General features: G+C 32.9%; 20 protein-coding genes and 3 tRNA genes. 12 read left to right on the forward strand and 11 right to left on the reverse strand.

The features are described from left to right. From FWJ34_RS00240 to FWJ34_RS00250, 3 genes are all read right to left on the reverse strand, one after another. A partial coding sequence (locus tag FWJ34_RS00240; protein ID WP_308253227.1) for a filamentous hemagglutinin N-terminal domain-containing protein occupies window positions 1-3,632 on the reverse strand: 3,632 nt, incomplete at its 3' end. Window positions 3,633-3,786: 154 nt separating this feature from the next. Next, window positions 3,787-5,172 (reverse strand): CHAT domain-containing protein, encoded by a 1,386-nt coding sequence (locus FWJ34_RS00245; protein ID WP_308253228.1) that lies wholly within the window; start codon window positions 5,170-5,172, stop codon window positions 3,787-3,789. Between the two features lie 249 nt (window positions 5,173-5,421). After that, window positions 5,422-6,876, reverse strand: coding sequence for a SpoIIE family protein phosphatase (locus FWJ34_RS00250; protein ID WP_308253230.1), 1,455 nt, complete (start codon window positions 6,874-6,876; stop codon window positions 5,422-5,424). A 219-nt stretch (window positions 6,877-7,095) separates the two neighbouring features. Between FWJ34_RS00250 and FWJ34_RS00255 the strand changes: the two genes are divergently transcribed. The 3 genes from FWJ34_RS00255 (at window position 7,096) to FWJ34_RS00265 (ending at window position 12,009) form a co-directional block, all read left to right on the forward strand. Then, window positions 7,096-8,076 (forward strand): ABC transporter ATP-binding protein, encoded by a 981-nt coding sequence (locus FWJ34_RS00255; protein WP_308253231.1) that lies wholly within the window; start codon window positions 7,096-7,098, stop codon window positions 8,074-8,076. A gap of 196 nt (window positions 8,077-8,272) precedes the next feature. Beyond that, entirely contained in the window at window positions 8,273-10,420 is a 2,148-nt protein-coding gene (locus tag FWJ34_RS00260) for an alkaline phosphatase PhoX (protein ID WP_308253232.1), read from the forward strand. Window positions 10,421-10,662: 242 nt separating this feature from the next. Then, entirely contained in the window at window positions 10,663-12,009 is a 1,347-nt protein-coding gene (locus FWJ34_RS00265; RefSeq protein WP_308253233.1) for a metallopeptidase TldD-related protein, read from the forward strand. A gap of 648 nt (window positions 12,010-12,657) precedes the next feature. On the opposite strand, the gene grrM is transcribed toward FWJ34_RS00265, so the two are convergent. From grrM to grrP, 4 genes are all read right to left on the reverse strand, one after another. Further along, complete coding sequence (gene grrM / locus FWJ34_RS00270) at window positions 12,658-13,845, reverse strand: cyclophane-forming radical SAM/SPASM peptide maturase GrrM/OscB (protein ID WP_308253234.1); 1,188 nt, start codon at window positions 13,843-13,845, stop codon at window positions 12,658-12,660. Window positions 13,846-13,917: 72 nt separating this feature from the next. After that, the gene (gene grrA, locus FWJ34_RS00275) at window positions 13,918-14,313 is read right to left on the reverse strand and encodes a GrrA/OscA1 family cyclophane-containing rSAM-modified RiPP (protein ID WP_308253235.1); all 396 of its coding nucleotides are present in this window, start codon (window positions 14,311-14,313) and stop codon (window positions 13,918-13,920) included. A 150-nt stretch (window positions 14,314-14,463) separates the two neighbouring features. Further along, window positions 14,464-14,814, reverse strand: coding sequence for a GrrA/OscA1 family cyclophane-containing rSAM-modified RiPP (gene grrA, locus FWJ34_RS00280; protein WP_308253236.1), 351 nt, complete (start codon window positions 14,812-14,814; stop codon window positions 14,464-14,466). Window positions 14,815-14,843: 29 nt separating this feature from the next. Then, window positions 14,844-15,740 carry an extracellular substrate binding-like orphan protein GrrP gene (grrP, locus tag FWJ34_RS00285; RefSeq protein WP_308253238.1) on the reverse strand — a complete coding sequence of 299 codons (897 nt, stop codon included), beginning with the start codon at window positions 15,738-15,740 and terminating at the stop codon, window positions 14,844-14,846. Between the two features lie 280 nt (window positions 15,741-16,020). On the opposite strand from grrP, the gene ilvB reads away from it, so the two are divergent. The 5 genes from ilvB (at window position 16,021) to FWJ34_RS00310 (ending at window position 19,640) form a co-directional block, all read left to right on the forward strand. Then, complete coding sequence (ilvB, locus tag FWJ34_RS00290) at window positions 16,021-17,787, forward strand: biosynthetic-type acetolactate synthase large subunit (protein ID WP_308253239.1); 1,767 nt, start codon at window positions 16,021-16,023, stop codon at window positions 17,785-17,787. Window positions 17,788-17,886: 99 nt separating this feature from the next. Beyond that, window positions 17,887-18,024, forward strand: coding sequence for a photosystem II reaction center protein K (locus FWJ34_RS00295; protein ID WP_066348958.1), 138 nt, complete (start codon window positions 17,887-17,889; stop codon window positions 18,022-18,024). 312 nt (window positions 18,025-18,336) lie between these two features. Then, a complete protein-coding gene (locus FWJ34_RS00300; protein WP_308253241.1) occupies window positions 18,337-19,398 on the forward strand; it encodes an ABC transporter ATP-binding protein in 1,062 nt (353 codons plus the stop codon). Window positions 19,399-19,483: 85 nt separating this feature from the next. Further along, window positions 19,484-19,565, forward strand: a tRNA-Tyr gene (locus FWJ34_RS00305). 3 nt (window positions 19,566-19,568) lie between these two features. Beyond that, window positions 19,569-19,640: transfer RNA gene (locus FWJ34_RS00310), tRNA-Thr, on the forward strand. Between the two features lie 1,104 nt (window positions 19,641-20,744). Here FWJ34_RS00310 and FWJ34_RS00315 read toward each other — a convergent pair. Together FWJ34_RS00315 and FWJ34_RS00320 are read right to left on the reverse strand one after the other, a co-directional pair. Beyond that, window positions 20,745-21,185 carry a DUF4158 domain-containing protein gene (locus FWJ34_RS00315; protein ID WP_308253242.1) on the reverse strand — a complete coding sequence of 147 codons (441 nt, stop codon included), beginning with the start codon at window positions 21,183-21,185 and terminating at the stop codon, window positions 20,745-20,747. A gap of 366 nt (window positions 21,186-21,551) precedes the next feature. Beyond that, a tRNA-Leu gene (locus FWJ34_RS00320) sits at window positions 21,552-21,632 on the reverse strand. A gap of 122 nt (window positions 21,633-21,754) precedes the next feature. Here FWJ34_RS00320 and FWJ34_RS00325 point away from each other — a divergent pair. Together FWJ34_RS00325 and nadA are read left to right on the forward strand one after the other, a co-directional pair. After that, on the forward strand, window positions 21,755-22,132 hold the full coding sequence (locus FWJ34_RS00325; protein ID WP_308253244.1) for a phosphomannose isomerase type II C-terminal cupin domain: 378 nt from the start codon (window positions 21,755-21,757) through the stop codon (window positions 22,130-22,132). Window positions 22,133-22,246: 114 nt separating this feature from the next. Beyond that, on the forward strand, window positions 22,247-23,215 hold the full coding sequence (gene nadA, locus FWJ34_RS00330) for a quinolinate synthase NadA (protein ID WP_308253246.1): 969 nt from the start codon (window positions 22,247-22,249) through the stop codon (window positions 23,213-23,215). Window positions 23,216-23,378: 163 nt separating this feature from the next. On the opposite strand, the gene FWJ34_RS00335 is transcribed toward nadA, so the two are convergent. Continuing rightward, entirely contained in the window at window positions 23,379-23,564 is a 186-nt protein-coding gene (locus tag FWJ34_RS00335) for an NAD(P)H dehydrogenase subunit NdhS (RefSeq protein ID WP_308253247.1), read from the reverse strand. A 129-nt stretch (window positions 23,565-23,693) separates the two neighbouring features. On the opposite strand from FWJ34_RS00335, the gene FWJ34_RS00340 reads away from it, so the two are divergent. Together FWJ34_RS00340 and FWJ34_RS00345 are read left to right on the forward strand one after the other, a co-directional pair. Further along, a complete protein-coding gene (locus FWJ34_RS00340; protein ID WP_308253249.1) occupies window positions 23,694-24,212 on the forward strand; it encodes a phycobiliprotein lyase in 519 nt (172 codons plus the stop codon). Window positions 24,213-24,306: 94 nt separating this feature from the next. Beyond that, on the forward strand, window positions 24,307-25,842 hold the full coding sequence (locus FWJ34_RS00345; protein WP_308253250.1) for a pitrilysin family protein: 1,536 nt from the start codon (window positions 24,307-24,309) through the stop codon (window positions 25,840-25,842). Window positions 25,843-25,921: 79 nt separating this feature from the next. Here the strand turns inward: FWJ34_RS00345 and FWJ34_RS00350 are convergent, their stop codons facing one another. Next, the gene (locus FWJ34_RS00350; RefSeq protein WP_308253251.1) at window positions 25,922-26,197 is read right to left on the reverse strand and encodes a hypothetical protein; all 276 of its coding nucleotides are present in this window, start codon (window positions 26,195-26,197) and stop codon (window positions 25,922-25,924) included. Window positions 26,198-26,720 lie beyond the last annotated feature (523 nt).

Genomic DNA, 26,720 nt, shown 5'->3' on the forward strand with positions numbered 1-26,720 from the left:
CCTTTAGCGATAAGATTAACATTTCCTCCTTGTCCATTAGTATTATTAGCATCAGCAAATATTCCATTAATAGCAATTTTACCATCACTATTGATAGTGACATTACCACCGTTTAAACTTCCAAAACTATTAATATTTTGAGTAATAATATCCCCCATAGAAGTTAAAGTAACATTTCCGCCACTTCCCTCACTATTAGAAGTATCAACAATGCCTGATAAGATTATCCCGATATTGCTATCAATATTAAGATTATCACCAATTCCTGTTATGTCTCGACTACTAAATAAACCTCCACTATCAAAAATAGTATTTTGATTAAAAGTAATGGGGTTATTATAAGTTTGACTTCCGGATGTCGCAATGTTATCTGTATTTATGATAGTTATTCCAGTATTACCAGTCAAAATATTATCAGCTAGAATATTACTTCTTATATTAGTTGTATCAGTAACTCTGAGATCTAAATCTCCTAAAATAGAGATGTTGATAAGATTACCTAAACTATCAACATTGGCAAGGGTTAAATCATTAATATCTGTAAGGATGACGTTATTAGCACTTTGAAGGTTAACTGTTTGAAAATCATTACTGATATTATCAAGAATAATGTTATTACCATTAGCATTGAGAAAAGTTTCCCCTTCTATGGCTATTAATCCATTGTTGGTGATATTGCCATTAGCGTTAAGATTCAGGTTTCCTCCTGTTATTTCTCCCGAGGTATTCACATTACCAAGACTAACTCCTCCTGCTATCGCCGTTATATTTATCTCTCCACCATTACTTATGGATGAATTAGTAAATAAGCCACTAACGTTGATTTCTCCACCATTGCTAAGGAGAGTAATATCTCCACCATCTCCATTCGCATTACTACTATCAAAGGGTGTAGATACTCCTGATGAGTTTAAGGCAATTCCTGTTACTGTTATATTACCACCATCGGTATCAATACTGCTATTGATGGCTACATTCCCTAAACTGTTAAGGTTAAAATTACCTCCTTGAGTGAAGATGGCAAAATCTTGAATAAAATCAGTGGAAGTATTAAGGGTAAAATTACCACCATTGGTATTGAGATTGTTAGGAGAGATAAAATTACTAACACGAGTCACATTGCCGATAATGGTATCAGCCCCTTGTGGTTCAAATGTCGCTAATAATTGCACTTGACTCGGAGTGTTAATGATGATAGGATTTCCTTGTTGAGTAGTAGAGCCTCCTTTAATTAAACCTAAACTAATATTATTTCCAGCAGTGAGATTAATTGCCCCTCCTATTGTTTGACTACTAGAATCTATTACCCCAGTGGTAATTCCCCCGGAAGCATTTAAGTTAATCTCACCACCATTAGAGATAATTGAAGAGTCAGAAGTGAGGAAAATTGAACCATTAGAATTTACATTAACATTCACACCATTACTATTGATATTTTTAGTTAGCTGAAAATTATTGCCATTGATATTGATGCTTGAGTTGGGAAAAATAGAGGTATTCAAAGAATTATTAATATTTACATTAAAGTTGTTAATGTTAAGACTAGCCGCATTATCAATCAAAAAATCTATACTACTATCAACTCCTGAAGGTTGCACTGTATTGGATGTTAAAATAACATTGCCTTTATTACCACCGCTTAAACTTAAACTTCTCAGTTGAATATTTGTGGCTAAATTTATATTCCCTAATGGTGCATTTAGTTGAATATTACCTGCATTGCCATTATCAGTTTGGGTAATTATATTACCATTATTGGCAGTTAGAGAAATTGAGCCATTACTGCTATTGATGACAATATTACCAGCATTACCGATTCCACCACTAGAGATAAAACTAGCTAAACTATAAGGAATGCTATTAACTGTCAAACTTTGCCCTTCAATGGCAACATTATTAGTAGCGTTAATGGTTATGTTACCAGCATTTCCGTTGGCTTCATTTACAGGAGTGCTAGGATTGTCTTCTGGTATTGATGTATCAACTACTCCTAAAGTAATATTAGCACCAGAAATGTTAACATCTCGCCCTATGCCTACAATTTTATCCCCACTATTCATAGAAAAATCCCCTACCCCGTTATTATCAGCATCGGCAGTAAAAGTAACTGAGGTGCGAGGAGTCGAGCCAGTGGTAGTATTAGAAGAAAAAGTGAGACTATTATCGCTTAAGTCTTCTACGGTGATATTGTTCGTAGCCTCAATTAAAACATTAGTTGTACCTGATAAATTTTCTAAGGCAAATTCTGAGATAATATAATCAGAAAGTGGATCTTCTCCTGCTAAAATCTGTCCATCAGATATAGCTGAATCGTTATTGCCTTCTCTCCCATTGGTTATAATAACATTCAAAGGATCTAAGAGTAATAAACCGACATTGCCATCACTAGCGTTAGTATTGACTTCTCCATTAAAGTAAAGGTTTTCTTTTCCTGATATTTCTACTAATCCTCCATTACCGCCCAAATATCCTCCCTTAGCTTCAATTTTTCCTGTCAAAGAAGTGTTATTATCTGCCCAAACAATTACTTTTCCTCCATCACCATTAACCGTAGCGTTAGCTTTGATGATAGAATTTTGATTAACTATCGTAGTTTGAGAGTTAGCAATTGTGCCTTTTCCTTGATAATCCCCCCCAATTAAAACTTTACCTCCTCCTCTATTTCCGTTGGCTTCGATTTCACCGTTTATAACTCCAACTTTATTGCCTAATATGGTAACTTCTCCTCCCTTATTCTCTGAGGAAGTGCTAATTTTTCCAGATGCGATCGCCACCCCTGTTTCATTGGGGATATTAGTATTAGCTACTTGTACTTGATTGTTCTTAATTGTTACATTTAAAATACTATTTTCAGTTTTATTTGCTCCTGTCAGTAAAGTAGGTAAATCTTGGGGGGTGAACCCTATTAAATTTCCTTGCTCATCTTTAGGTAAATCAAGCTCTAAGCTCAATAAACTACCTTCTGGGGTTATTTTTATCCTTGATGTGCCTTGCACCGCTTGTATGTTGATTTTACCGTTAGCAGTTTCAATAGTGCCAGTATTAATGACATTACCCGCTATCAGATTGATATTACTCCCTTGGGCTACTTTTAAATCTCCAGCGTTGATGATGCTTCCGGGTTGATTATGATTAAAGATAAAATTTGTAGGGTTGCCTGTTAAGTTTTGATAATCATTATTGCCAATAGCGTTAAATATGCCATTATTAAAACCAATACCAGTAGCTGTGGTGGCAGTAAAATCAGCAGGAACATTTATACTAGCACCTTGCCCAAAAACAATACCCGCAGGATTCATTAAAAACAGGTTAGAGTTACCCCCCACAACTTCCATTAAGCCGTTAATATAAGACGGATTTCCTCCTGTCACTCTGGTTAAAATATTTTGAATATTCGGATTTGTTAGAAAAGTAGCTATTTGTTGCCTCGTTAAGCCAAATTCTTGAAAACTGTGAAATAAGTTTTTTCCGTCTCTGGATAAAGTGTTACCATCTATGGTTATGCGATCGCCATTTTTAGTTACAATAGTAGCAGTATTACCATCAACAGTTATTTCTTGACTTTGTGCTGAAGAATCTAACACTGTAAGAATTGAGAGGATGGCAACAATTAAACTAACTTTCTTAGACATAATATTGTTAAGAGCTTACAGATAACGTTTATTAAAATCAACTATCAACCTTATATTATATAACTTTCAGATCAATTTATTTTGTACTGCTACTTAAACCTCTACCAATTTCTTCAATTCTGCAATTCCGTCTAATAGCGATGCACATCCTACCCTACTTCATTTTATCCCCAATATAACAAACAGGAGTAGTACCACCAGGGCGACTATAAGCTGATTTATTTCCACATTGTCTCCCCATTCCATCTATATCATAAGGACATTCACAACTATTTTTTAACGGTTTACGAATCGGACGTGCTAAAAGTGGTTTTTTAATGAAAGTTAATGTTGTTAATACTAATCCGATAATTAGGATAATTGCAACAGTGCTTAATAAAATTGTTTTTTGACGCAAAATAAATTTGAAAATCTTGTTAAATGCAAAATTTGGGGCTTTAAATTTATTTTTGGTTAAATTTGACCATAAAGGCGGATTTACTGCTAAATTTTGACAAATAACGGGCAACCAAGATGATCCCGGAGCTTGTTCTTCGAGATGATAAAGGTCTTGTATTTTCGCTTTTCCATCTTTGACGGCTTGATATAATGTTTCTCCTTCGGAGTAGGCTTGTAAAAAGTATTTTACAAATTCCTGAGCCACTTCATCTGGTACTGCTTCTCTCATAATAATAGTTTGAGGGAGTTGTAAATCTGCGAGAGTAAACCCTAACCCTAATCCGTCACAGGAGTTAAATATCGCCAATTCCAAACCGTTATGAATGGCTTTGGAGAGGGTATTTTTTAATCTTTGAATATCAATGGTTTCGTAAGGATTAATTTGCAATAAACCACATTCATTGTTATTTTTACTAGAACTGTGTCCTGCAAAAAATAAAATCTGCCATGATTGCTCCCATAATGGGGTTAATTCTGATAAATTGGGTTGATCTAAAAAGACTACTTCTGCATTAGCTAAACTATTTAAAACCTGTCTGTCTCTTTCTACGTTTATCCCTCGGCGATCGCCTAAAATAGCTAAAATTCTCACTTTACGGGAATAATCTAAGTTTTCTTTGCGATTAGGTTTTTGACAATTAGGTTTACTCAGAGCAATTTCTGTTTGTGGATAACGATGCCACATAGTCCATAAATGCCAAGGTAACTGCCATAAACGCACATCAGCAGTTTGAATCACAAAACGAATTAAATCTTGTTGATGGAGATGAGGAAAAAGATCTAATAATAGGGATTGTACTTGAGAATGTTGTAACCATTGATTGAGATCTATCTGTAGAGTATTAATATATTGTTTACACTCACGAACACTTACATTAGTTACTTGTGTTTCTGTTGCACCTAAACGTAAGGAAACCGATAAATTTCGATAACTAGATTGCCAATTACTATAACTTTGATAAAGATTTGGGGCAGGAGGTAATCTACCTTCAGTTTCTACTAACAATTCTTTGGTGTCATCTTGACTAAGACGAATACTCAGGGTAAAACCTGATTCAAAACTACCCTCACCGATTTTGAAAACAATTAATTTATTACCCATTACTTTTTTTAAAAGACTTTTTTATCATAACTTGATCAAAAAATTAAATTATATAGCAAACGGCAAGGGGCAAAGGACAAAGAGCAAAGGTATAATATAGATTATAGTTACTGTTTGGGGTTTCATAATATCCTAATCAACTTGTTTTCTGCTATATTAGGTTTATTTAAATAGTTATCATAAATTGTCTCGCAAAGACGCAAAGGGCTTAATCTTTTTTTACCAACTAAAATTTTTTCTCCTCAAAGTTTAATAAGCACAAATAATTGAATCGTTGGGGTTAAATTTAACGACAATTAAAGTCATATCATCCGTATTTTCATGCCCAATGCCGATAAAATGTTTAATCTCTCGAAAAATATAGTTAAGAATTTCATCTGGAGTTGAATAATTTTGACAAGCATAATTAAAACAAATATGTAAATTATCTTCATCAAATCTGAGATTATTTTGATTCACTGCATCGGTTAAACCATCGGTATAATAAAGAATTATATCATTTAATTCTAGTTTAATAGTGTCTTCTTTATATTGGGAATTAGGCTCTAAACCTATTAACATTCCATCGGTGTCTAATCTGATAATTTCCTCAGTTTTTTTTCTCCATAATAAAGGAGGATTATGAGCCGCATTGGCAAAGCGTAAAATATGAGTTTGAGGATTATATTCTGAATAAAATAAAGTGACGAAACGATGAGAATTATCTAAATCTGCATACATTATTCGATTCAGATGCTTTAATACTTTAGACGGAGAATGACGGTTTAAAACTTCTGCTCGTAACATTCCCCTTGTCATTGTCATAATTAACCCTGCTGGTACACCTTTACCCATTACATCTCCAATCACTATGCTCCAAGGCTCACAGGGTGCATTCGGTATCTGTGCAGTATGCTCATCCCATTGATCATAATTCACCGGGATGAAATCATAATAATCACCTCCCACACGATTTGCTGTCTCACATTTAGCTGCTACTTCTAATCCTTTAATGATAGGACATTTTCGAGGTAATAATCTTAACTGAATTTCTGAGGCAATTTCTAATTCTCTATCTTGTCTTTCTTTTGATCTCAATTCTATGGTTAATTCATGATTGGCTATAGCTACGGCGGTTTGATCTGCTACTAATTGAGCTAATTTTTTCCTAGTTTGTGTCCATAAATAGTCAGAATCTTGACTGAAAATATATAAACGTCCTTTTTCAATATTCTTAATTAAAATTGGGGTACTAAAAACTTTTAATAAGGGGGTAAGTTTTTCCTTCAATTTATCTTCAACAAACCTTGAAAAACAATCAATATTAGGAAAATTAGCTGGATTTTCTTGATGTTTTTTTTGATAGTTATTAATATCATTAATTACACTTTGAAAATAATTATTAATTTCATCTCTAAATAGAGTATTTTGACAATAAATATGCTCTAAGTTAACTTTATGATTACCATGGTACAGTATTAATGCACCACCTTCGGCATCAGTAACTCTAGCAACCATTAAAGGGGTTAATTCTAAAAACTGATTCAAATTATTAAAACTGCGTAAAGCAAAACTCAGAGAACTTAGCAAATTTTGAATTTTATTTTGTTCTCTTTGTAAACTAGCTACCAACTCTTTTAATGCCAAAACAGGGGTATATTTCTCTGATTGATAATTAGGTGACACAGTTTTAGAATTGAGAGAACTAGGGTTAAAAATAGACACTGAAATATTTTATAACTTCTAAAAATAGTAACCATAGATTGACGAAATATGACAGTCAACCTGATTGATGATGAAGAAAGTATATCAATTATTAATCCAATGTCAAGTTTTATTCAGAAAATTTCTGAAGATAACATTCCTTTGAATTTCTACCATCATCTTAATTTATAATTAAATAGAAAGAAAAAATTTTTCCTGATTTGATATGGTGAAAATAACATGATTTCTACTCTCAATATACCTTCTTCTCTTGATACTTCAAATAAACCTACCGTTGTCGAAACTTATCAATTAAATAAGGTTTATCGTACCGGTTTTTGGATGAATACTAAAGTACCTTCCCTTAAGGATTGTACCCTAAAAGTATATCAAGGGGAAACTTTTGGTTTATTAGGTCCTAATGGTGCCGGAAAAACAACCTTATTAAAGATTTTATTGGGTGTTATTCGATCAACTTCTGGAAAAGGATTATTATTAGGAAAACCATTAGGTGATAAAACTGTTAAGCAAAGAGTTGGTTATTTACCAGAAAATGCTTATTATTATGACTTCTTAACGGCTTGGGAATTTTTAGGTTTTATTGCAGATTTATTTCAGATTCCTAAATCTCAACAATCTCAGAAAATTTTACACTTATTAGATTTAGTCGGATTAGCTAAAAATACGGCACAAAAAAAACAATTAAGACAATATTCTAAGGGAATGCTGCAAAGAGTTGGCATGGCACAAGCCTTAATTAATGATCCTGAAGTTGTCTTTTTTGATGAGCCAATGTCTGGTTTAGATCCTATGGGACGTTATCAAGTTAGACAAATTATACTCTCTTTAAAAAAACAAGGTAAAACTATTTTTTTTAATTCTCATGTCTTGTCTGATGTCGAAAAAATATGCGATCGCATTGCTATTTTAGCCCGAGGAGAATTATTAAATGTTGGTTCATTAGATGAAATTCTAGGAAAAAAAGAGAGTTATCATGTAATAATAAAAGGTGGAAAAGAAGAAAATTTTAAAGAATGGTTAAACCATATCAAAAAAGAAAATGATTTTATCACTGGAGAATTACAAAATAATGAAAAAGAATTTTTAAGTTATTTACAAAACACCGACAGTAAATTAATTAGTCTCACTTTAAATCGAGATTCTTTAGAAGAATATTTTATTCGTATTTTGGAAGAAAAAGGAATAACATTTAGCCAGTGAGTTAAAAAGTTCTTAATCGAATTTTAAACCCAGAATAACATTAGAGTACTATAATTTCTCAACAGGTTGTGAGATATTTAAAAGGAATAAAAAACTCTATAATCATTATTTAACAAGGGGTTTAAACTCCTTGCATCCAAATAGTTGATATTTACTTTGCCACGAATCATATAGGATTGCTATATTAAGATTAATTATGAAATTTAAACGCCGAGAATTTTTAACCTTTTTAGGAATCGGAATAGCTACTACAGCTTGTAATTCAATCTTAAAAGATAATTTACAAGCAAAAACATCTATCAACATAAATACTTCTTTTAGTAATTTTCAACCGATAAAATATCCTATTCCTTTGGAAATTAATAATCTTAATAATCAACAACAAAAACAAATTTATCACAGTTATAAAGTTGAAGATGATTTAATTTTACCAGAAGGTTTTAAATATGATGTTATTGCTTCTTGGGGCGATAAAGTCGGAGATTCCCGTTTTGGTTATAACAATGATTATCTTTCTTTAATCGAAACTAGGCCTAATGAGGGTTTTTTAGTGGTAAATTTTGAATATGTTAGTCCAATTCCTTGGTTGCAAACTTATGAAATTGTAATTAATAAATCTCTCTCAAAAGAGGTGCTAGATATTTTAACAGAAGCGAATCAAAATCGACAGGCTTTAAATATTTTTGCCCTTGCTGAGGATAACCCAGCTAAATTACAATTTCAAGAATTTTTTGCTGAATTATTAATAGATCAAGGTGTAGGTATCATTTCGGTTAAAAAGGATAATAATGGTAAATGGGAACGCACCTATAGTAAAAACGATCGGCGCATTACTGGAATTTCAGGATGGAAAGATAACCGTTATTTATTAGCAACAGGGGCTGCTACAACTATCTTTACAAAAACAGAAGGCTTAGGCTATATTGACAATTTAGGTAATAAAATTATTGGCACTTTTGCCAATTGCGCAGGTGGTACTTCACCTTGGGGTACAGTTTTTAGTGCTGAAGAAAATTTCCAAAATTATGTAACTGAAGGTATTATGGCTGACGGCACTTCTTTTTTCCCAGAATCAACCCCTGTCAGTGGTTTAAGTGGGCAAGGTAATCCTTTTGGTTTAGCGGGGAATAAATACGGTTGGATGGTGGAAATTGATCCTACCAACATGAATGATTATGGCACAAAACATACATGGTTAGGTCGTTTTCGTCATGAAGCAGTAGCTATTCGAGCCAAAAAAAATCAACCAGTCGTATTTTATTCTGGATGCGATCGCACGGGAGGACATTTATATAAATTTGTTTCAAAGGGAAAAGTTGTTAATCCTAGGGATAAAAAAAACTCGGAATTACTGCAAGACGGGATGTTATATGTTGCGAAAATGTCAGAAGATGGTAAAGGGGAATGGATAGCCTTACAACCAGATACACCTATCAATCCCGTTGCTTTGCAGCACTTAGAGGGGGGATTATTAACTATTCCTAACCCTGACAGGAAAAAAGGTGGTTTTATAGCTGTAAAAAATCAAGTTCAATTAGATGATTTTAAGACTAAATATCGGAAATTAGGGGATTTATATGTGGGAAAAACTCAAAAAGAAATACAAGGAGTGATATTAATTGATGCTCACTTTGCAGCGAATGTTGTTGGTGGTACTTGTGGTGCTCGTCCTGAAGATGTAGAATTAAGTCCCATAGATAATTCCTTAGTTATTGCTTATACCGCAGGAGTCGCCGGAAGTGAAGGCAGTCCTGACAAACGTATTTTTAGTGATAGTCAAGGGAAAATGTACCAATATGGTTGTTTAATGCGTCTCCAAGAAACTGATAATCAACCTGATGCTATGACTTTTACATGGAATATTCTTGCAGTAGGTGGTGAACCTTCAAAAGGTGGTATGGGCTTCGCTAATCCTGATAATATCGAATTTGATGCTAATGGAGATTTATGGATGGTAACGGATATGCCTACAAGCTCACAAAATCTATCAAAAGGCGATCGAAGTACAACGAGTGCATTAGGTAATAATTCTATTTGGTATATACCGTTATCGGGGGAAAATGCCGGAAAAGCCTATCCTTTTGGGATTGTACCGATGGAAGCTGAAGGTACGGGGTTATACTTCACAAAAGATCAAAAAACCCTCTTTTTAGCCATTCAACATCCAGCAGAAAAAAATGGTATCAGGAAAGATAACCTAGATAAAATAGTAGAAATGTCAATTTTAACCACCGATGGGGAAGAGTTTACTCAAACAAGGACGATTCCACAAGGCTCAAACTGGCCTAGTTTACAACAAAATGAACCCCCAAAACCTTCCGTTGTAGTAATTTATCATAGTTGACATATAATTAAGAAATATAGTCGTTTCAAATAAGAACGAGACATTATCAAATTCTCTTAGCTATATACAATGGGTATTTTTGCTTGACAAACTGTCTTAAAATGAACTGAAATAACTATAACTATAGGTATCTTCTAAATCAGCTGTCAAAAATTTACAAAAACAAGGCTTAGAAGTAATCATGTTAACAGAGATTAGTTTAATGCTATCGTTATATTTTAATATTTAATTGTGTTGTAATTATGTCTAGTTTATCCACGAATAAAAATTGGGAAAAATCTTTTAATGAAGTCACAGAAAAATTATTTAATGAGTTAAAAGCAGAAGAATATTTAATTGTACAATTTAAAGCTGAACATAGTCATTTTGTGAGGTTTAATAATGGAAAAGTTAGACAAACAGGAATCGTTATAGATGCTCAAGTTTGTTTAAAATTAATTGCAAATAACCGAATTGTTTATGCTAATTTTCCCCTCACTGGAAATGAGAAAAATGATCTAGAAATAGCTTTAGAAAATTTAGCTTATTTAAGAACTGAAATTATTATTTTACCACCAGATCCTTTTATTGTTTTGCCAGAAAATAAAGGCTCTTCTCATGAAGTTTATCATGGTAATTTATTATCTTCCGATTCTGTTATTGAAACAATTTTAGCACCAGTACAAGGTTTAGATTTTACCGGTTATTATACGGGAGGTTCAATCATTAGTGCAAATTATAATTCTTTAGGGCAAAAACATTGGTTTGCAACAGATTCTTTTTTTATTGATTATTCTTTAATTAATGCTAATCATAAAGCAATTAAAGGCACTTTTTCTTCTCGTCATTGGGATTTAGACAAATATCAACATCAAATTAACTATCATAAACAGGAATTGCAACAGTTAAATTTACCCATCCATGAGGTGAAACCAGGTAGTTATCGCACTTATTTAGCACCAGCGGCGATGGCTGATTTATTGGGGATGTTTTCTTGGGGTGCGATTAGTGAATCTTCTTTACGTCAAGGGGGTAGCGCCTTCGCTAAATTGCGTCAAGGAGAAAGTCTTTCACCCTTATTCAATCTTAAAGAGAATTTTCATAGTGGTAATACTCCTCGTTTTAATGATTTTGGGGAAATGTCTCCTGATGAATTACCTTTAATTGTTGAGGGTAAATTGGTTAATACTTTAATTAGCAGTCGCACTGCCTTAGAATATAACCTTAAATCTAATGGGGCTAGTAGTTTTGAAGGTTTGCGATCGCCAGAAGTAGCTAGTGGCAGTTTATCAGAAGAAGAAATTTTGAAAGCCATTGACAGGGGGTTATATCTGTCTAATTTACACTATCTTAATTGGAGTGATCGAACTTTAGGCAAAATTACTGGCATGACTCGTTATGGTTGTTTTTGGGTAGAAAATGGGCAAATTGTGGCAACGATTAAAGATTTACGCTTCGATGATTCTTTATACTCTTTCTTTGGTGAAAATTTATTAGCTTTAACAGATTTTCAAGAATTTATTCCAGAAATTAGTACTTATGAATCAAGATCCTTAGGAGGTTGTTTATTACCCGGAGGATTAGTGGATAATTTCACCTTTACCCTTTAAATTCGGCGTTGCATCATTTAAGTAATTATCAGAACTTGATATAATCTTAATAATTATCATTAAAACCAAAAAAAATTCTCTTATTATTACCTGAGTTCGACTAAGATCTTGCTTGCATCAGAACAAAAATACTTAATAGCCTAAAGTGAGGTAATCAATTTTATAGCTGTTAGTGTCAATTCTGAAACTCATTACTCATTACTCCCTCTCACAAGCCAATTTTCAACTAGGTGCAAGATATGAGTTCGACATAAAATTATCGGTGAAGATGAGACTAGTGGACTAGGGGACGATTCAACTAGGAGAGAATAAACTTAAACATTATTAAAATTGATTTTCGACAATTATTTACTAAACTTAATTCTTTTAGGTGGGTAAAATTTCGTCAACTAAGACTCTTAAACCCTTATTTTTAAAGGTTTCTGACATCGAACTGAGGTTATTATTAGACATCTGGTAAAAATTAAAAATTAAATTAATTCTTGTTTATAAATTGTCAATTTTAACCTATTATTCCCTGCTAAGAACTCCCCACTCCCTATTTTCTGGAGAAGTCTATTACCTTTAATATAGTCATTCAAACTGTCATAACTAAGTAATCCCAAAACGCTGTAAATATATTTAAAAGCGACTTTATCCTTATCCAACTTAGGTTATTGATAAATTTAGGGATTTTTCCATAGCACTTACTAAAACATCAGTTAAAATTTTAATACGATAACGACAGGCTTGAGTTTCCGTAGAAGCAAAAGTGCCGTTTTCCCAATATTTATTACTACCTGCACCACCGCCACAAATACCGAAATAATTACAATTATCGGAGCATAATTTTACCCCTTTATTCATCTCTTGATAAATAGCTTTAAATTTTTCAGTTTCGCAAATAGATTCAAGGGTATCTGTTAAAACATTACCAAAAATAAAATCACCATATTTTTCTGTTTTTACTGATAATAATTCAGGATCAAATGTAGAGAAATTACCCTGATAATCATAGTTAACAATCATAAAAGGTTTATTCATATCTGTATTTTTTAATCTATTACCACTATAAATTAAACTAATTAAAATTTCAAACTCTCTCACAATAAAAGGTAATTTACTTTCAGTAACTAACTGCCAAAAACGCTCAATAAATTTAATATAACGATACTCTATTTTTTTCCCATTAAGAGATGTTAATTCATTAACTCCTTCCGTTTCTTCCATGTTAAAAGCTAGATCATAAATCTCATTTTCAGCAAAAAAATTAAACATTTCATCAGGATAATTTAAAGATTCTTCTGTAATGACAGAAATGGTATTATAAGGAATATTATTTTTTTGCAAATAACGGATTCCACGCATTGTTAAATCATGGGAATTACCACCTTTACGATTTTTTCTGTGGGTATCATGTAAAAAAGCTGGACCATCAATACTTACACCAATATGAACAGGATATTCTTGCCAAAAGTCACACCATCCTTGATTAATTAATGTACCATTAGTTTGATAAGAATGATTAAAACAAAAATCAGTTTTATTATATTTTTTGTTAGCTTCTTCTATTAATTGAAAAGCTGATTTATAAAACGAAATTGGCATGGTTAAAGGTTCACCGGCGTGCCAACAAACGCTAAAATTATCTCTAAAAAAAGGACTGGTAAAAATACTTTTAAAAATAGGATCAACTAAGTCTAAAGATAACCTATTTTGTAAATGTCGATCAGGTAAATAACAATAGTCACAATCTAAGTTACAAAAAGAAGTAGGTTGAATAATCACTAAAGAAATAGGTCCAAATTCTGAGGTATCTTTTAATGTTTCTGATATTTGATTTTCAGTAATCACCATTTTTAAGTAATTAATAATTGATAATTTTGAAATAGGTATCTTGCCTCATAATTTCTCATTCCTCATTAATTGTTATCGGCGATTCCAAAAGCCTCCACCATCTCCCCAACCTCGATTATTAAGGAAATTTCTAGGTTGATTAATGAAACCACCACCTCTGTTATTATTCAGAAAACTACCACCATTTCGCCAATTGCGGCCACCATTTGCCCAACTTCCTCTACCCGTATTGATAAATCCTTGTGCTAATAATGTTTCATCACTGAGATAATTTTCTACTTGAGTATCTTCAGATAAATCTTTTTCTATGGCTTTTAAGACTTCAGAAATGCGATTTAAACGGGTTTCAATATTTTCTGTTATGTCAGCAGGTTTACTATCAGTATTCACTGCAAGAGTTTTGGGGGCAATACTAAGGCTAGATAAAGTCATTAAAAAGCCTAGCCATGTCAAATTTGTTATCTTCATAAAATATTTTTAAGTTAATTGAGAAAGATATATTAGACTTCTTGCAGAAGTCGCAGGAAGAGCGGATTTGGGAAGAGGGAAAAGTGCATAAAATTGATCTTAAACTATCCCAATTTGATCATAGTTTTTATTTTGCACTCGTGTCTATTATTAACGGCGATTAAGAAAACCACCACCATCACCCCAACCTCGATTATTGATGAAACCACCACCACCTCGATTATTGATGAAACCGCCCCCACCAGAAATGTTTCTCCAACCGCCGCCGCCGTTAATAAATCCTCCTAATAAGATTTCATTTTCCGGATAGTTTTGGATATTTTTCGATAGATTTTGTTGTCTAGTTTTAAGTGCTTCGGAAATGCGATTTAAACGGGTTTCAATATTTTTACTGACATCCGCCGATTTTACATTAGTATCGATAGCAAGGGTTGTTGTTGCCATAGAAAGGCTAGATAACATCATTAAAAAGCCTAACCATGTTAAATTTTTGATGTTCATATTTTTTTTTAACTATATTCATCAGAGAATTATTTAGCTGAGAAAGGAATTTGTTCGTGGTTATCAATGGTATTTTGAAAGAAATTCTGGATAATTTCAGGACTAACAATATACACTACACCTTCTGGGCCTATCCATTTATTAACTAAATTAGTCATTTCGGAATCTTTGACGAGATAACCTTCCATCATTCTGGCAATGCTATAGTTAGCAATATTTAAGAAAGTAGAATTATTTTGAGGAACAATACAACCTACACCATATCTAGCATAGGGATTTTCAGACAGAGGTGGAAACTGCTCAAATCCATCAGGGTTAAGTTGTTGACGCAAACCGTCTAAAATGATGGTATCTCCAGCTAAAGCATCGATTTTACCTTCTTTTAGAGCCTTTCCGCCTTCTTCTATATTGGCAAATTCAACTAAAGTAGCATCGGGATTGGTTAATTTAAGAGCATCTTTCACAAAGGTTTGAGAAGGAATACCGATTTTTTTTCCAGCAAAAGAAGTGGTAGATTTGCCTTTGGGAACTAATAATCTAATGCCTGACATGGTATATCTTAATGTATAGTCAACATACTTGTCTCTTTCCCAAGTAAAAGCAAAATTACACGCTATATCAATTTCTCCTGAAATAATTTTAGGAATTGTTTCTTGAATAGAATTAACTTCCACAAAATTGAGTTCAATTTTTCTACCTAATTCTTTTTCTAGTTGTTTATGAATTAATTTAACTATATCGATGGAAAATCCGTCTAATTCTTTATTGGCATTAATATAAGAATATGGTACAGCATTCATGGGAGTACCAACGGTAAAAGTACCAGTATTAGCAATATTTTCTACCACTGTACCGGCAATGGTAGGTTTGACTGCGGTAGTAAGGAATAAACCCATTAAAGAAGTGATAAAAAGTTTTTTCAACATTATTTTTTACGAAAACGCTTCCGCTATATTATGACATTTATAACCAACATGACACAAAATTTAGAATTTAAAATTTAAAATTCAGCCATTGCCCCGATGCCCCGTTGTCTATTGCCCGAAGAATTTAGAATTTAGTATGATCACTATTTATTGCGTTTACCGATTGAGCTAAAATAGAGGCTAAGTATGTAACAAATCAAGAAAAATTAAGCACATAATCCGCAACTAATTCTACAATTAAGATATAGACATAGTTGTAGATTGCTAAATACGAAAATCTATGGTAGCTTCTAATATTCCTTCTTTTAAATTATCTACGGATGTAATTCCTCTTCAATGTACAGGTGCTTATGCTTTGATGGATAGTCTTTGTCGTCATGGCGTTAAGCACATTTTTGGTTATCCTGGCGGAGCAATTTTACCAATTTATGATGAATTATATCGTTTTGAAGCCAAAGGCGAATTACAACATATTCTCGTTAGACACGAACAAGGGGCTGCTCATGCGGCTGATGGTTATGCTCGTGCTACTGGTAAAGTTGGTGTTTGTTTCGCTACTTCAGGTCCAGGTGCTACAAATTTAGTTACTGGTATCGCTACCGCCCATATGGATTCTATTCCAATGGTGATCATTACTGGACAAGTGTCAAGGGCTGCCATCGGTTCAGATGCTTTTCAGGAAACAGATATTTACGGTATTACTTTACCCATTGTTAAACATTCCTATGTTGCTCGTCATGCACGAGATATTGCTTGGATTATTGCCGAAGCCTTTTATATTGCTAGTACGGGCAGACCAGGTCCTGTTTTAGTGGATATTCCTAAAGATGTCGGTTTAGAACAATGTGAATATGTACCAGTCAATCCTGGAGCAGTAAAATTATCAGGTTATCGCCCTACCGTTAAAGGAAATCCCCGTCAAATTAATGCGGCCCTTGAATTAATTGCTTCCGCTAAAAAGCCCTTACTTTATGCCGGAGGAGGTGCTATTTTATCCAATGCCCATGCCCAAATTCAGGAATTAGCACAGCGTTTTCAATTACCTGTTACTACTACTTTAATGGGTTTAGGGGCATTTGATGAACATAATCCTCTTTCCGTTGGGATGTTAGGAATGCACGGTACAGCTTATGCTAACTTTGCCGTTAGTGAATGTGATTTATTAATTGCTGTTGGTGCAAGATTTGATGATCGAGTTACTGGTAAATTAGATGAGTTTGCATCTTCTGCAAAAGTAATTCATATAGATATAGATCCTGCGGAAGTAGGTAAAGTTCGCCGTCCAGAAGTTCCCATTGTCGGTGATGTACGTCAAGTTTTAGAGCAAATTTTACAACGAGCCAGAGAATTAGATTTACCCACCAGAGATACCCTAACTCAAGATTGGTTGGCAAAAATCGACACTTGGAAACAAAACTATCCTTTAGAAGTACCTCATCCCCATGATGCTCTTTCTCCCCAAGAAGTGATTGTAGAAGTCGGAAATCAAGCTCCTAATGCTTACTACACTACTGATGTAGGACAGCATCAAATGTGGGCAGCACAATTCCTAAAAACAGGCCCTCACCGTTGGATTTCTAGTGCTGGTTTAGGAACAATGGGTTACGGTTTACCGGCGGCCATGGGTGCAAAAGTAGCTGTACCTGATGAAGAAGTTATTTGTATTAGTGGTGATGCTAGTTTTCAAATGAATTTACAAGAATTAGCTACCCTAGCCCAATATAACATTAAAGCTAAAATTGTGATCATCAATAATGGTTGGCAAGGAATGGTTCGTCAATGGCAAGAAACTTTTTATGGTGAGCGTTATTCTTCTTCTAACATGGAAGTGGGAATGCCCAATTTTGCCCTTTTAGCTACTGCTTTTGGGGTTAAAGGTATGGTTGTCCATCACCGGAGTGAACTATCAGATGCCATCGCCGAAATGTTAGCCCATGATGGACCTGTATTACTAGATGTTCACGTCAAACGGGATGAAAACTGTTATCCGATGGTAGCACCAGGTAAAAGTAATTCTCAAATGTTAGGATTACCAAAACAAAAATAAACAATTACGTTTTAATAAGAATTTGTGAGATTTTTCACCCATAATGATAATATAGATTACCAATTAGAAAAATCTGTTTAGCAAGGAACTATTTGTATTATGGAAGCTACTATGTTATTGGCTAAACTACCAGAGGCTTATGAAATTTTTAAACCTTTAGTAGATGTATTGCCCATTATCCCCTTATTCTTCTTGTTATTAGCTTTTGTTTGGCAAGCTGCGGTTGGTTTTAGATAAATCGCTTTTCCCGAATTAAAATATCAATAATAAATAAAACCCATGCTTTTTACATAAGAGTGTGGGTTTTTGTTTAAAATTTTCCTACCAACTTCCAATTAAGCACTCAACGCATTTAAGTTTACATATAATTTGATGAAAAATAAATCCTTCACCTAGTCTTAAGAGTCTTCTAGTCTCCTAGTATTTTGTGCTACTTAAAACCATAAAAAAGCTACAAAAGTTTTAGCTTACTCATTCCTCATTTCATGATATATTTAAAATTATTGAGAACAATTCTTATTAAAATTATCTATAGTTTTTTGTATAATCATGACAGCATCAGTAATTCTTAAAGTTCAAGGAGTTAGTAAAATATTCTCCACAAATCAAATTCCTGCGGTTAATCAAGTTAGTTTTAATTTACAAGAAGGAGAATTATTAGGTTTATTAGGTCCTTCCGGATGTGGTAAAACTACCTTACTAAGAATTATTGCCGGATTTGAAAAACCTTCTCAGGGAGTAATTGAATTGGGAGGAAGAATTGTTGTTAGCGGAGGTAGAAACTGGGTTGAACCAGAAAAACGCAATACCGGGATGGTATTTCAAGATTATGCTTTATTTCCTCATCTCAATGTTGCTGATAATATTGCTTTTGGTTTAAAAACGAAAAAACCTCGCCCTAATAATCAACAAATAAACAATAGAATTGCGGAAGCTTTGCAATTAGTTGGTTTAAGTGGCTTTGAAAAACGTTATCCTCACGAATTATCAGGTGGGCAACAACAAAGAATTGCCTTAGCTAGAGCTTTAGCACCTCAACCTGAGTTAATCTTATTAGATGAGCCTTTAAGTAATTTAGATGTACAAGTAAGAGAAAGACTTCGCCATGAAGTGCGCACAATTCTCAAAAGTACTAACACCGCAGCTATTTTTGTTACCCACGATCAAGAAGAAGCTATGGCGATCGCCGATAAAATAGGAGTAATGGAAAAAGGAAAATTAGTCCAAATAGGCACCCCCGAAGAGATATATACCAACCCAGACTGTAAATTTGTGGCACAATTCGTCACTCAGGCAAATTTTTTACAAGCGACAAAAAAAGGTGACTTATGGTGTACAGAATTAGGTGAATGGTGTATCGATACCCCTAGCAGTTTTCGTCAAGGAGAATTAATGTTTCGTCAAGAAGACGTAATTTTATACCCTGATGAAAATGGTGTCACCATAATTCAAGAAAGAGAATTTTTAGGAAGAGAATATCGTTATTGTTTACAAACTGATTCAGGGAAAAGACTTCATGCTCGCACAGATATTAAAACTCCGTTATCCGTCGGCACTAAAGTGAAACTAGATATTATACCCAAAACTGCCCAAATTTTCCCATCGGCTTAATTACCCAAGAATTTACAGAGTTTATCAAAAATTTTATTGGCATTTTTAAAAATATGAGTTATACTATATAAATGTGAAAACAAATGGGTCGATGCCCGAGGGGTTAATGGGGGCGGACTGTAAATCCGCTGGCTATGCCTACGCTGGTTCAAATCCAGCTCGGCCCACTCGCCTTTGTAGCTCAGTGGTAGAGCACACCCTTGGTAAGGGTGAGGTCACGAGTTCAATCCTCGTCAAAGGCTTTCTCTCCGTATCTTATGCTGTAAAGAGTTTAAATCTTTCTTGAGTCTTAAATCTTAAATTCTTACTCAAATCTTACTCAAAATTGATAAAAGAATATTTTAGTAATTGCGAGTTAATACTCTTTAGATTTAGTATTATATATTTATCTATTAATTCTTTGATATATGTGTTGTTAAAGTGAAATGTAAACATAAACATTTATTCTCAAATCAAGAAAAAGGATTACTCTATATCTAAAATTCTCTACTTTATCTACGATTACGTTGTAATAATGCCTTAAACTTTTATACAGTAAGCATTCCAAAAAGGAGAGGTAAAAGTAGAGGTAAAAAAAATAAAAATGCTTAAAACCTTTATCAGAAAAGAATTAAAAGCATCTTTTTTAAAAGTAGAGAATTCATCTCTTTTTAGTTTTTGTGCCGTTATCTATAAACCATGTTTCAATATTTTTTAATACATAGTAAAAATAGGTTACATTACCTTGATTCTGATACCTTTCTTAGTAGGTATTTGTTGAGCTTTACCTAACTCTACAAGGGATAACAGTAACTCATTAATCTCAGTATTAGGAATAGTAGCAGGATTACCAATTAGTGTTAATCCTCATATGTTACGTCTTTGAAGTCTTCAATCAGTTCTTTATTAATACGTCTTTCGGCTCTTGTTCCAATACGTTTGATAATAGAGGCTAGGATTTCAATGAGATTATCGGTTATTTCTTGACTACGTTGGCAACAAAAAGCACTCATCAATGTGTAGCGAATGGGTTCTGGATGTTGTCGTATATCATGAGGGGATTCTGTAGCTGCTCGTTGACGATATTTTTGAATAACTTTTGCAGAGATTTTTTGAAATAAATTAGGTGGTAATTCTATTTGGCGAATTCGTTTTAGTTTGTCTATTTCAGTTAAGAAACTGTCTAAGCCAACAGGTCCTGGATCTGTTTTGAGAAAGGCAAAATCGGAGGTTTTCAGTTTTTTTTCTCTTGTTAATTCATCTTCATTTTCCTCTGTTTGGAGAAGAAGATCGATTTCTTGTTTGACGGTTGCAGTAAGTTGAGTGAAAATTTGATTACATAATTGAGTTTCCCGAACTGAGAGGGCCTAACGAATTAAACGTTCAATTCGCTCGGCTGTAGGAGATTCAATCCTTAACTCCCGAAATCGTTGGTAGACAATTTCTCTTATATATTCAATCTTCTGTTCATTCGGTAATATTTCTGTTATGAGCCAGTTACTCATTTCTTCTGAGTCTTGTGTCGTTACTATTCTAAAATCGAATAAATTACGAATTTCAGCCCGATAGACTTTAGCACTACGACCTTTCCAATTATAATCTGAATAGGAACTAACAGGGAGATTGAGTTGATTGGCAAGGTAAGAAATAATTACTAATGGTATTTTTTCAGAAACATCGGGAAAACGAGCCAGAATTTGAAAATATTTAAGTAAAAGTGCAAAACCAATTTGATTACCACCAATTTTATTTCGAAAATGCAAAAAAAGAAGGAAGACAATTTTTCGGAATCTAAAAGCTAAAACCATTATATGATAAGGCTTTCAATCGTTGACTGCCCCTCATGACACGAACCCTATATTTCCGCCGTTTATTAATTTCTGAAAGTCTTTTAAATATTAAAGTTAAACGTATTTACAGTTATAGTTGTATGTTTTTTGTCTGTGTTTATGACTTAAATCTTATAATATATAGTTTTTAAAGTGTATTATATAACTCTAAAACCTTTGTATTTATGTTATTGTTTTTTTAAAAACAGACAGCTTACGTTTATTGCTGTGTAACTTGTTATAAGTATTTAAATGTTTTTTTTAACTGTTGAAGAATAATTGAAAAAAAATATTTAATATAAAAGAAAGTTGTGGAAACTATTATTTGATAAGAGATGTAGAGAATGCGGACGGAGAGAGTCGAACTCTCACATCAGAGATACTAGAACCTAAATCTAGCGCGTCTACCAATTCCGCCACGTCCGCTTAACATTGTCTTTTATCATAACATTCTTTAGAAAATAATTCAAGTAATATTTATTTCCGCAAAAGAAAAATAGTAAAATCTGAGTTATAAATAAAATTATAATTTTAATTTAAAGTAATTTATGACAGGAAATATTGATTTAGATCATCAAACATTAATAGACACTGAATATACTAGAACACCTCCTTGGGGAACTGTTACACTTCTAGAAGATGGTAAAAACTATCGTATCAATAAAATTACAATTAAACCCGGCCATCACATTAGTACTCAAATGCACTATCATCGTAGTGAACATTGGGTAGTAGTAGCAGGAACTGCAAAAGTAGTTTTTAATGGAGAGCAAAGATTATTACTACCGAAACAATCAACTTATGTGCCGATGAATACTCGTCATCGTGTAGAGAATCCTGGAGTTATACCTTTAATTATGATCGAAATTCAAAACGGCGAATATTTAGGGGATGATGATATTATCCGTTTCTCTGATGAAGATTGATTAATCTACTTAAAAAGGTAATAATTTGAGTTTAAGGAATTAGTTATGGTAAAAAATACTATAAATAGGTTAGAATAAAAATTCTAACTTACTCTTTTAGGATAACTGTTAATTGTGTTTACTGCCACTTTTGCCCCTAATCAATCCTTGTTAAATAATATTCCTCAAGATTTATTTAGTGCCATCGCCACTATTAAAAAAGAACTGAATGCCGTGATTTTAGCCCATTATTATCAAGAAGGAGATATTCAAGATATAGCAGATTATATCGGTGATTCTTTAGGATTATCTCAACAAGCTGCTTCCACAGATGCGGATGTGATTTTGTTTGCTGGAGTTCATTTTATGGCAGAAACAGCGAAAATTTTGAACCCTAATAAGTTAGTATTATTACCAGATTTGAATGCAGGATGTTCCTTAGCTGATAGTTGTCCTCCCGATAAATTTGCCGATTTTAAAGCTCAATATCCTGAACATCTTGTTATTTCTTATATTAATTGTAGTGCTGAAATTAAAGCCTTAAGTGATATTATTTGTACTAGTTCAAATGCCGTTAAAATAGTGAAACAAATCCCTAAAAATCAGGGTATTATCTTTGCACCCGATCAAAATTTAGGGCATTATGTCATCGAACAAACAGGGCGAGAGATGATACTATGGGATGGTAGTTGTATTGTTCATGAAACTTTTTCGGAGAAAAAAATTGTCCAGTTAAAAGTACAACATCCTCAAGCAGAAATTTTGGCACATCCTGAATGTGAAATGTCTATTTTACGTCATGCTGATTATATCGGTTCAACTACGGCTTTATTAAAATATGTTTTACAAACTACCTCCAAAGAATTTATTATTGCCACTGAACCAGGTATAATTCATCAGATGGAAAAAGATGCGCCTGAAAAATTATTTATTCCGGCACCTCCTCAAAGCAACTGTGCTTGTAATCAATGCCCTTATATGAGATTAAATACCCTTGAAAAAGTTTATCTTGCCCTAAAAAATCGCACTCCACAAATTAATATTACTGAGTCTATTCGAGTAAAAGCCTTAAAACCTATTCAAAAAATGCTAGAAATGTCGTAATTTTTTTGAGAAAAATGATAGAAGAGATAATTTCATTAAAATAAAGTAAAAACTCTATGAGATATGACTTTTAGTTCAATTTATTGAACGCTAATTTTTGGTTTTGAAATTCATTTCAAGGAGGTTGAATATTCCTCATTCCTCATTCCTCATTCCTCATTCCTCATTTCTTTTTAGCATCAACTATTTCTAATTCAGATAACCTAAAAGTAATCAGTTTATCCCAATTGCCACCTTCAAATAATACGGCGGCTTTACCATCGGTGACTCTTTGCACTAAACCTTCAAAACGGTAATAAATATCATTAACATTTGTAACTGTAACTACGGTGCCGGGTAAAATGATCATAATTATTTATGGGTAAATGTGATTAAATTTTATATTCTCATTAATTTTAATCCATGGAAGTCTTATGAGAAAGAAACTGATACTTTATAATTGATCATGCTCTGACAAATATTTTTAATTTACCATTTAATGAATATCAATACCTTTTTAGATCAAACTGCCGGTGACTGGTTTTCTCAACGCACTACCTATAATCTTTCTCTGGATAAAGTTGACAATAGCAAAGCGAATGTAAAGATTAATCTTTTATCCTCTACAAACTCACAAATTAGTCAATTATCTGGGCAGTATCATCTGAATTTAGATTTAAGTATCGGGGGGATAGCTTCTAGTTGGGAGAATTCTCCAGATTGGGGTAAGCCGAAACAACAGGGTGAAAATGTCATATTAATTTTTAGAGATGCAAATGATGATAACACCGGGAAAATTCTCAGAGTTTTAAAGAATAATAAAGGTTTAATCGGTAAATATATTTTAGCTGAAGACGAATCTTTAACCCTAATTATTGAGGAAAATAACCAGTATATAGAAGAGAGAATTTGGTTTGGTAATGATAATTTAAAGTTTCGTCATACTATGGTTAAAGATAGTAAAAAACTTATTCAAACCAGTTTTTATTCTGAAATTAGAAAACTAATTAGTAATTAGAAATGATTAATTTATAGCTAAATTATGGCTATATAATATAAATATTATCGATTATAAATTATAAATTTTAGTAGTAAATTCTAAGCTATAAGTAATGTTAAAAAAATTTTTTACATGGTGTTTATTAACTTTTTTAATTTGGAATATTTTTCCTAGTTCAGTATTAGCAAAAACATCTTTAATAAATGAGCATCAATCAATTCAACCTTATTTAGAAAAAGTTAAAGCTAATATTACTGAGTTTACATTAGATAATAATATCAAATTTATTATCTTAGAAAATAAACAAGCACCTGTTATTTCTTTTGTAACTTATGTTGATGTAGGAGGAGCAAATGAGCCTGATGGGAAAACAGGAGTTGCCCATTTTTTAGAACATTTAGCCTTTAAAGGTACTTCAGAAATAGGCACTAATAACTATCAAGAAGAAAAGATTATTTTAGATAAATTAGATCAAGTGTTTGATGAAATTAAACAAGCTAAAAAAGAAGGTAATGAGGAAAAATTAGCTCAATTAGAAACTCAATTACGGGAATTAAATGCACAGGCAAGTAAATTTGTCAATCAAAATGAATTAGGGCAAATTATCGAATTAGAAGGAGGAGTAGGTTTAAATGCCGCTACTTCTGCGGATTCTACTGTCTATTTTTATAATTTTCCTAGTAATAAACTAGAATTATGGATGTATTTAGAATCAGATCGATTTTTAAATCCAGTATTTAGGGAATTTTACACCGAAAAACAAGTAATTTTAGAGGAAAGAAAATTGCGCACGGATAACTCTCCCATTGGCAAAATGGTTGAAGCATTTTTAGATACTGCTTTTACTCAACATCCCTATAAACGTCCTGTTATTGGTTATGAGACAGATATAGTAAATCTTACTCGTCAGGATGTGCAAAATTTCTTTAACACTTATTACGGCGGTAGTAATATTACCATTGCCATTGTGGGCGATGTTAATCCCCAAGAAGTTAAAACTATGGCACAAGAATATTTCGGACGTTTTCCTACCACCACAAAACCGGCTAATTTAACTATAAACGAACCTAAGCAAACTAAAACCAAAGAAGTGACAGTGGAATATCCTTCTCAACCGATTTATCTTGAAGGTTATCACATACCTGACTCCAATCATCCTGATTATGTAGTTTATGATATGATAGGCTCAATTTTAAGCGATGGGCGCACTTCTCGCCTTTATCAATCTTTAGTGGAAAAGAAACAAATTGCTTTAATGGCACAAGGTTTCACCGGTTTTCCGGGGGATAAATACCCTAATTTAATGTTATTTTATGCCATGTCCGCCCCTAATCGTAATCTTGACGAGTTAGAAACTGCTTTACATTCAGAAATCGAGAAATTAAAAACCCAACCCGTCAGCGATGATGAATTAGAAAGAGTGAAAACTCAAGCAAAAGCTGGTTTATTAAGAGGAGTTAATTCTAACGCTGGAATGGCAAAATTATTAGCGGAGTATCAAGCAAAAACAGGAGATTGGCGTAATTTATTTACTCGTTTAGATGATATTTCTGTTGTCACTGCCGATGATATTCAACGAGTAGCAAAAGAAACTTTTACCCCTGAAAATAAAACTATTGGCAGATTGAAAACAGTTAATAATAATTAGGGGTTATCTTATAGGTTAGGGTAGCAGATTTGGGAAGAGGGAAGAAGGATAAGAATTGATTTTAAAGTTGTAGAATCTCTTAATTGACTCTTTCTAGTTGCCAGAGAATTTGATTGCCTTCTCGTCTTACTCTAGAAACTATCCAGTTACGCCATGCCCATTCTTCCCCCCTACTTGTTACCGCACTAGCATTAATATCCATTAAATCTGCTAATTCGGAGCTGGTTATTAAGTAACCATTTTTGGAAATATCTTCTGCAATGTGCAAAGTGTCAATAGTATTTTTAAGTTGTTTGACTCTTTCATCACGATTGAGAATTTGTTCTTCAGTACCATTTGAATAAGATTCAGTCATAATTTTTAATTAGTAATATTCGTTACACTTTACTTTTTTTGGTATATTTTAATATTTATAATAATAGATCATACTAAATAAATCATAAATTTATCTATAAATCTTCTCTATATTCATCAATTTTCATAATTAGCAATTAAGTATGTTGTTATGTAATTACTAAATATGAGAATTTTTTAATAACTTTTATTTTTGAGAATTATGAATTTTTGATAAAGTTAAGTAATTATGCGGAAAAACTTTTTCAATTGTTAGGAAAACTTGATTTATATTTAATAGATTTATTTCAATAGACACGAGTGCAAAATAAAAATTAAAATCTATTTAAGGTAAGGAATCATCAATTTTAGTAACTATAGCAATTCTATGGGAGTTGTGAGATTAAAAGAGGTGTTCGCTATCAGCTTTCAGCAGTCAGCTTTGACGGTATAGTAAGATTTACAGATTTATTTTTTAATCTTTAATTCTTCACCAATGATTTAGGATTGCTATATTGCCTGAAGAATTTAGAATTTAGAATGAC

The organism is Geminocystis sp. GBBB08, from assembly GCF_016743215.1.
Lineage (GTDB): Bacteria > Cyanobacteriota > Cyanobacteriia > Cyanobacteriales > Cyanobacteriaceae > Geminocystis.

Coding starts and splice junctions, on each gene's coding strand:
- FWJ34_RS00245 (WP_308253228.1), bottom strand. CDS start 5,172: ATGGGTAATAAATTAATTGTTTTCAAAATCGGTGAGGGTAGTTTTGAA.
- FWJ34_RS00255 (WP_308253231.1), top strand. CDS start 7,096: ATGATTTCTACTCTCAATATACCTTCTTCTCTTGATACTTCAAATAAA.
- FWJ34_RS00260 (WP_308253232.1), top strand. CDS start 8,273: ATGAAATTTAAACGCCGAGAATTTTTAACCTTTTTAGGAATCGGAATA.
- FWJ34_RS00265 (WP_308253233.1), top strand. CDS start 10,663: ATGTCTAGTTTATCCACGAATAAAAATTGGGAAAAATCTTTTAATGAA.
- grrM (WP_308253234.1), bottom strand. CDS start 13,845: ATGGTGATTACTGAAAATCAAATATCAGAAACATTAAAAGATACCTCA.
- grrA (WP_308253235.1), bottom strand. CDS start 14,313: ATGAAGATAACAAATTTGACATGGCTAGGCTTTTTAATGACTTTATCT.
- grrA (WP_308253236.1), bottom strand. CDS start 14,814: ATGAACATCAAAAATTTAACATGGTTAGGCTTTTTAATGATGTTATCT.
- grrP (WP_308253238.1), bottom strand. CDS start 15,740: ATGTTGAAAAAACTTTTTATCACTTCTTTAATGGGTTTATTCCTTACT.
- ilvB (WP_308253239.1), top strand. CDS start 16,021: ATGGTAGCTTCTAATATTCCTTCTTTTAAATTATCTACGGATGTAATT.
- FWJ34_RS00295 (WP_066348958.1), top strand. CDS start 17,887: ATGGAAGCTACTATGTTATTGGCTAAACTACCAGAGGCTTATGAAATT.
- FWJ34_RS00300 (WP_308253241.1), top strand. CDS start 18,337: ATGACAGCATCAGTAATTCTTAAAGTTCAAGGAGTTAGTAAAATATTC.
- FWJ34_RS00315 (WP_308253242.1), bottom strand. CDS start 21,185: ATGGTTTTAGCTTTTAGATTCCGAAAAATTGTCTTCCTTCTTTTTTTG.
- FWJ34_RS00325 (WP_308253244.1), top strand. CDS start 21,755: ATGACAGGAAATATTGATTTAGATCATCAAACATTAATAGACACTGAA.
- FWJ34_RS00335 (WP_308253247.1), bottom strand. CDS start 23,564: ATGATCATTTTACCCGGCACCGTAGTTACAGTTACAAATGTTAATGAT.
- FWJ34_RS00340 (WP_308253249.1), top strand. CDS start 23,694: ATGAATATCAATACCTTTTTAGATCAAACTGCCGGTGACTGGTTTTCT.
- FWJ34_RS00345 (WP_308253250.1), top strand. CDS start 24,307: ATGTTAAAAAAATTTTTTACATGGTGTTTATTAACTTTTTTAATTTGG.
- FWJ34_RS00350 (WP_308253251.1), bottom strand. CDS start 26,197: ATGACTGAATCTTATTCAAATGGTACTGAAGAACAAATTCTCAATCGT.